Below are 5401 nucleotides of genomic sequence, written 5' to 3'. Positions count from 1 at the left end.
TTACGAGCATCTTTTTTAGACATGTACTCTGTGCAATCGAAATCTTTAACAAGACCTGCAAAACGAGTTGAGAAGTTCGTAGTATCAAAGTGCTCGATATTTACGATACCACTTTGACCTTCTAGCAGGGCTTTCCAAGATGATTCTACTGTGTTGCCTACCGGTGACAACATACCCATGCCAGTGACAACTACACGACGCTTGGACACGATATAATTCTCCGGGAATTGAATATTTCTATGAGAGGATAGAAGAAGTTAGAAAGAACACAGGCGGTCTAGGAGACCGCCTGGGAGAGCTAATTACTGAGCGCTGTTTACGTAGTCGATTGCAGCTTGAACAGTAGTGATCTTCTCAGCTTCTTCGTCAGGAATCTCAGTGTCGAATTCCTCTTCTAGAGCCATAACTAGTTCTACAGTGTCTAGAGAATCAGCACCTAGATCGTCAACGAAAGAAGCTTCGTTTTTAACTTCTGCTTCGTCTACACCTAGCTGTTCAACAATGATTTTCTTTACGCGTTCTTCGATGTTGCTCATTTTTCTTTTCCTTTACAGATTTCGCCTAATGCGATGATTCCGTAGTTTATTCGAACTATTGAAAGTTGCAAGGGGGTCCTTGCTGGTCAAACCACAAAATTAGCGAATTTAACCGAATTTCAATACATTTTTGACTTAAATCATGCACAAATCTTGCGCATAAGCATGACAAGTTCATGACAGTTAACTGCAACTATAGGCTATTTTTCACAATGTAAAATAGCTTATTTTGCATAAACTGTCGCATTAAACCATGTACATGCCACCATTTACATGCAAAGTTTCACCAGTAATGTACGCTGCTTCAGGAGAAGCAAGGAAAACTACTGCTGATGCAATTTCACGTGGGTCACCTAAACGACCTGCTGGCACGTTCGACAAAGTTGCCGCACGTTGGTCATCATTTAGTGCCTTAGTCATGTCAGTTTCGATGAAACCAGGAGCAACAGTGTTCACTGTTACACCACGAGACGCAACTTCACGAGCCATTGATTTAGTAAAACCAATCACGCCCGCTTTCGCTGCTGCGTAGTTAGTTTGACCTGCGTTACCCATGGTACCAACAACAGAGCCTACGTTGATGATACGACCCGCACGTTTTTTCATCATGCCGCGTAAAACCGCTTTAGACATGCGGTAGATTGGCGTTAGGTTGGTATCGATGATGTCGTTCCACTCATCATCTTTCATGCGCATCAATAGGTTGTCACGAGTAATACCAGCGTTATTCACCAGAATATCGATCACACCAAATTCTTCGTTGATCGTTTTTAATGTCGCTTCGATAGACTCGACATCAGTCACGTTAAGCGCTAAGCCTTTACCGTTATCACCAAGATACTCGCTGATAGCAGCCGCACCACTTTCAGAAGTAGCAGTACCGATAACCGTAGCACCTCGCTCGACAAGAAGTTCCGCGATCGCGCGGCCAATACCACGGCTTGCGCCGGTAACTAGCGCGATCTTACCTTCTAGATTCATCATGTTGTGTTTCCTTTTCTTATCGCAAATTTATCGCTTGATGGATTACTTCGCAGCGTCTAGCGATGCTATATCATTCACTGCTGCTGCAGTTAGCGTTTTCACGATACGTTTTGTTAGACCTGTTAAAACTTTACCAGGACCAAGCTCAAGAAGATTTTCTACGCCTTGTTCGTGCATCAGTTCAACTGTTTCAGTCCAACGAACTGGGCTATGTAGCTGACGAACAAGCGCATCTTTGATTTTTGCAGGATCTGTCTCAGCAACCACATCAACGTTGTTGATAACTGGCAGCTGTGGTGAGTTAAATTCGATAGACTCGAGAGCTACAGCAAGTTTTTCCGCTGCTGGCTTCATAAGTGCACAGTGTGAAGGTACTGAAACAGGAAGAGGAAGCGCACGCTTCGCACCAGCTTCTTTACATAGCGCACCAGCTCGCTCTACTGCGTCTTTGCTACCAGCGATAACGACTTGACCAGGCGAGTTAAAGTTTACTGGAGAGACCACTTCGCCTTGCGCTGCGTCTTCACACGCTTTTGCAATCGCATCATCAGCCAAACCGATAATCGCGTACATTGCGCCAGTACCAGCTGGTACTGCTTCTTGCATAAGTTGACCACGTAATTCAACCAGCTTGATGGCTTCTTTAAAGTCAATAACACCCGCACATACAAGTGCTGAGTACTCACCTAGGCTGTGACCGGCTAGGTTTGCTGGTTGCTCTAAGCCAAGTTCCTGCCATACACGCCAGATTGCAACAGATGAAGCTAGCAAAGCTGGTTGAGTACGGAAAGTCTCGTTTAAATCTTCTGCAGGTCCATTTTGAACAAGCGCCCATAGATCGTAACCTAGTGCGTCAGATGCTTCTGCAAATGTTTGTTTTACTACGTCATATTGTTCGCCTAGTTCTGCAAGCATACCTACAGCTTGAGAACCTTGACCTGGAAATACGATAGCAAACTTGCTCATGTTGTTTTCCTTTAAGCAAAGTAAAAAGAAATAAGATGCACCAAGTGCACCTTAAATTTTGAATTCTTGTGAAACTTAGAACTTCACAAGGGCCGAGCCCCAAGTGAATCCGCCGCCAAACGCTTCAAGAAGCAGAGTTTGACCGCGTTTAATACGACCATCACGTACCGCTTCATCTAGTGCTGTTGGCACCGTCGCAGCTGATGTGTTGCCGTGTTTATCAAGTGTAATCACGACTTGGTCTAGTGACATCGAAAGTTTCTTCGCTGTCGCTGAAATAATGCGGTAGTTCGCTTGGTGCGGCACTAGCCAGTCTAGTTCAGACTTATGCATGTTGTTGGCTTCAAGCGTATCTTTTACTAGTTTCGATAGCTGAGTGACAGCGACTTTGAATACTTCGTTCCCAGCCATATGAAGCCATTTATCCGCATCTTGCCCCCGCACAGGTACAGGTAGGCTTAGAAGCTCTCCGAATTGACCATCCGAGTATATGTGGGTAGAGATAATGCCAGGCTCTTGGCTAGCGCCTACGACAACGGCTCCGGCACCATCACCAAATAGGATAATGGTTGAACGGTCTGTCGGATCACACGTTTTAGACAAAGCATCTGAACCAATCACAAGTACGTTTTTGCACATACCAGATTTGATATGTTGGTCTGCAACAGATAATGCGTACACAAAACCAGAACAAGCAGCGGCTAAGTCAAAAGCTGGACAACCTTTAATGCCAAGCTTTGCCTGCACCTGACACGCAGATGAAGGGAAAGTATGGCTACTGCTCGTTGTGGCTACGATAATCAGGTCGATATCGTTTTTATCAATACCCGCCATATCGATAGCGTTTTCAGCTGCGTAGAATGCCATGTCTGCTACAGTCTCGTTTTCTGCAGCAATTCGACGCTCTTTAATACCCGTGCGAGCAACGATCCACTCATCACTTGTATCTACCATTTTCTCTAGATCTGCGTTTGTACGCACCTGAGATGGCAGGTAGCTGCCAGTACCTAAAATTTTGCTATACATGAAGACTAATAATGCCTCTCGAGTAAAACCGCTTCCAAACGATCGCTAATACGGCTTGGTACTTGTCGTTTGACCTCGTGTACTGCCTCGCCAAGTGCATTGACAATCGCAGATACATCCGCACTTCCATGGCTTTTTATGACAATGCCGCGCAATCCTAGCAAACTTGCGCCGTTATACTGGTCGGGGTTCAGTGTTTTTAGTTCATTAAACAGCCTAGAAAACAACTTTCTAGCTATCCAACCCTTTATCGTTGATGCCATTATGCTGGTTTTAATTTTTTCGATAAAAAGTTGAGCTGTTCCCTCACTGGCTTTTAAGCATACGTTGCCGACAAATCCATCACAAACAATGACGTCCGCAACATCATGCAAAATTTGATTACCTTCAATATAACCGACAAAGTTAATCGCATCGGTCTGAGAAAGCATTTCTGCGCAACGTTTGACTAAATCGTTACCTTTAATCTCTTCTGCGCCAATATTGAGTACAGCAACGCGAGGAGGACGACCCAAGTGTTCTTCAGCTAATGCACTGCCCATTACAGCAAATTGGAACAAGCTATCAGCATCGCACGATACATTCGCCCCCAGATCTAGCATCCAAGTGCGCTTTCCGGTAATCGTCGGTAAAGCGGAAACTAAAGCAGGACGTTCAATGCCAGGAAGTAGCTTAAGAATGAAACGCGATAGTGCCATTAATGCACCGGTGTTGCCACCACTAACACAAGCATCCGCTTTCTGCTCAGAAACCAAATCGATAGCCATACGCATAGAACTATTTTGGCTATTACGCAACGCCAATGAAGGTTTTTCTGAGTTCGAGATAACTTTCTCGCTGTGAAGAATAGTCAAGCGGGAACTGGTCGAGGTACCGAGTTGAGATAATTGAGACGTGATCAGAGATTGATCACCAATAAGAATCACTTTTAGCTCTGGGAAATGAGACAGTGCCTGCACGGCGGCAGGCACTGTTACGCGTGGACCGAAATCCCCGCCCATTGCATCAAGTGCAACGGTAATACTTTGCAAAGGTTCAACCTTACTTGTTGATAACCTTTTGACCACGGTAGTAACCTTCAGCAGTTACGTTGTGGCGTAGGTGAGTTTCACCAGAAGTCGCGTCTACAGATAGAGCAGCTGTAGTTAGCGCATCGTGTGAACGACGCATACCGCGCTTAGAACGAGTTTTACGGTTTTTCTGTACGGCCATTGACCCTACTCCTATACTATTGGGTTAAAAACCTGAAGAAGAATCGGCTACCACACCTATTACTTTTTCAGACTTTTCAAAACGTCGAATGGATTCGGTTTTTCTTCCTCAATTTCTTCAGGAATCTCACCAAAAACCATGTTATTTGAATCAACGCTACAATCCGCTTCATCGTGCATCGCAATTTGAGGTAATGCTAAGATGAACTCGTCTTCAACAAGTTGTATGAGGTCTAATTCACCATATTCATTTAGATCTACCAAATCATAAATTTCTGGTGCTTCCTGTTCTGTTTTCTCACCGTAGTAAGGAGTAGAAAGGAATTCAACTTCGCACTCATGTGCGAATACCTCATTACAACGCTGACACTCTAAATCGACTTCGATGTTAGCTTTACCAGAGATAACAACGAGTCGCTGTTCATCCATCCCAAATGACAATGAGACTTCTGCGTCGCGTTTTACGCCTTCAGTTGTTTCCACTAAGCGCTTGAAAAGACTAGCTTGGATGATGCCATCGTAATCCAATCGTTTCTGTGCAGCTTTAGCTGGGTCAACCGTTCGCGGTATTTTTACCTTTTGCATAGGGCGCGAATATTATCTTCCAAATCAAAATTAGTCAAAGAAAAAGGCAAAAAAGTTGTACTTTTTTACGCTTAACATACAGAGCATTAGCCA

The 5401-nt window shown here is 44.5% G+C and carries 8 protein-coding genes; all 8 read right to left on the bottom strand.

Features of this window, described 5'->3' with window-relative positions; translation table 11 throughout:
- A partial coding sequence (locus R7041_RS22560; protein WP_318128720.1) for a beta-ketoacyl synthase N-terminal-like domain-containing protein occupies positions 1-209 on the bottom strand: 209 nt, incomplete at its 3' end.
- Between the two features lie 93 nt (positions 210-302).
- Positions 303-536, bottom strand: a complete 234-nt coding sequence (gene acpP / locus R7041_RS22555; RefSeq protein ID WP_004406112.1) for an acyl carrier protein — start codon at positions 534-536, stop codon at positions 303-305.
- A gap of 246 nt (positions 537-782) precedes the next feature.
- The gene (gene fabG, locus R7041_RS22550; protein WP_031781117.1) at positions 783-1517 is read right to left on the bottom strand and encodes a 3-oxoacyl-ACP reductase FabG; all 735 of its coding nucleotides are present in this window, start codon (positions 1515-1517) and stop codon (positions 783-785) included.
- A gap of 45 nt (positions 1518-1562) precedes the next feature.
- The gene (fabD, locus tag R7041_RS22545; protein WP_005387313.1) at positions 1563-2486 is read right to left on the bottom strand and encodes an ACP S-malonyltransferase; all 924 of its coding nucleotides are present in this window, start codon (positions 2484-2486) and stop codon (positions 1563-1565) included.
- Positions 2487-2561: 75 nt separating this feature from the next.
- Positions 2562-3512 (bottom strand): beta-ketoacyl-ACP synthase III, encoded by a 951-nt coding sequence (locus tag R7041_RS22540; protein WP_017821385.1) that lies wholly within the window; start codon positions 3510-3512, stop codon positions 2562-2564.
- 5 nt (positions 3513-3517) lie between these two features.
- Positions 3518-4543 (bottom strand): phosphate acyltransferase PlsX, encoded by a 1026-nt coding sequence (gene plsX / locus R7041_RS22535; protein WP_017633846.1) that lies wholly within the window; start codon positions 4541-4543, stop codon positions 3518-3520.
- 10 nt (positions 4544-4553) lie between these two features.
- Positions 4554-4724 carry a 50S ribosomal protein L32 gene (gene rpmF / locus R7041_RS22530; protein WP_005396978.1) on the bottom strand — a complete coding sequence of 57 codons (171 nt, stop codon included), beginning with the start codon at positions 4722-4724 and terminating at the stop codon, positions 4554-4556.
- Between the two features lie 59 nt (positions 4725-4783).
- Positions 4784-5308, bottom strand: coding sequence for a 23S rRNA accumulation protein YceD (gene yceD, locus R7041_RS22525; protein ID WP_005387307.1), 525 nt, complete (start codon positions 5306-5308; stop codon positions 4784-4786).
- Positions 5309-5401: the final 93 nt, after the last annotated feature.

This window comes from Vibrio sp. 1751 (assembly GCF_033339895.1).
Classification (GTDB): Bacteria; Pseudomonadota; Gammaproteobacteria; order Enterobacterales; family Vibrionaceae; genus Vibrio; species Vibrio alginolyticus.
The sequence above is the reverse complement of the archived record's forward strand: the minus strand, read 5'-3'. Positions and strand labels throughout refer to the sequence as shown.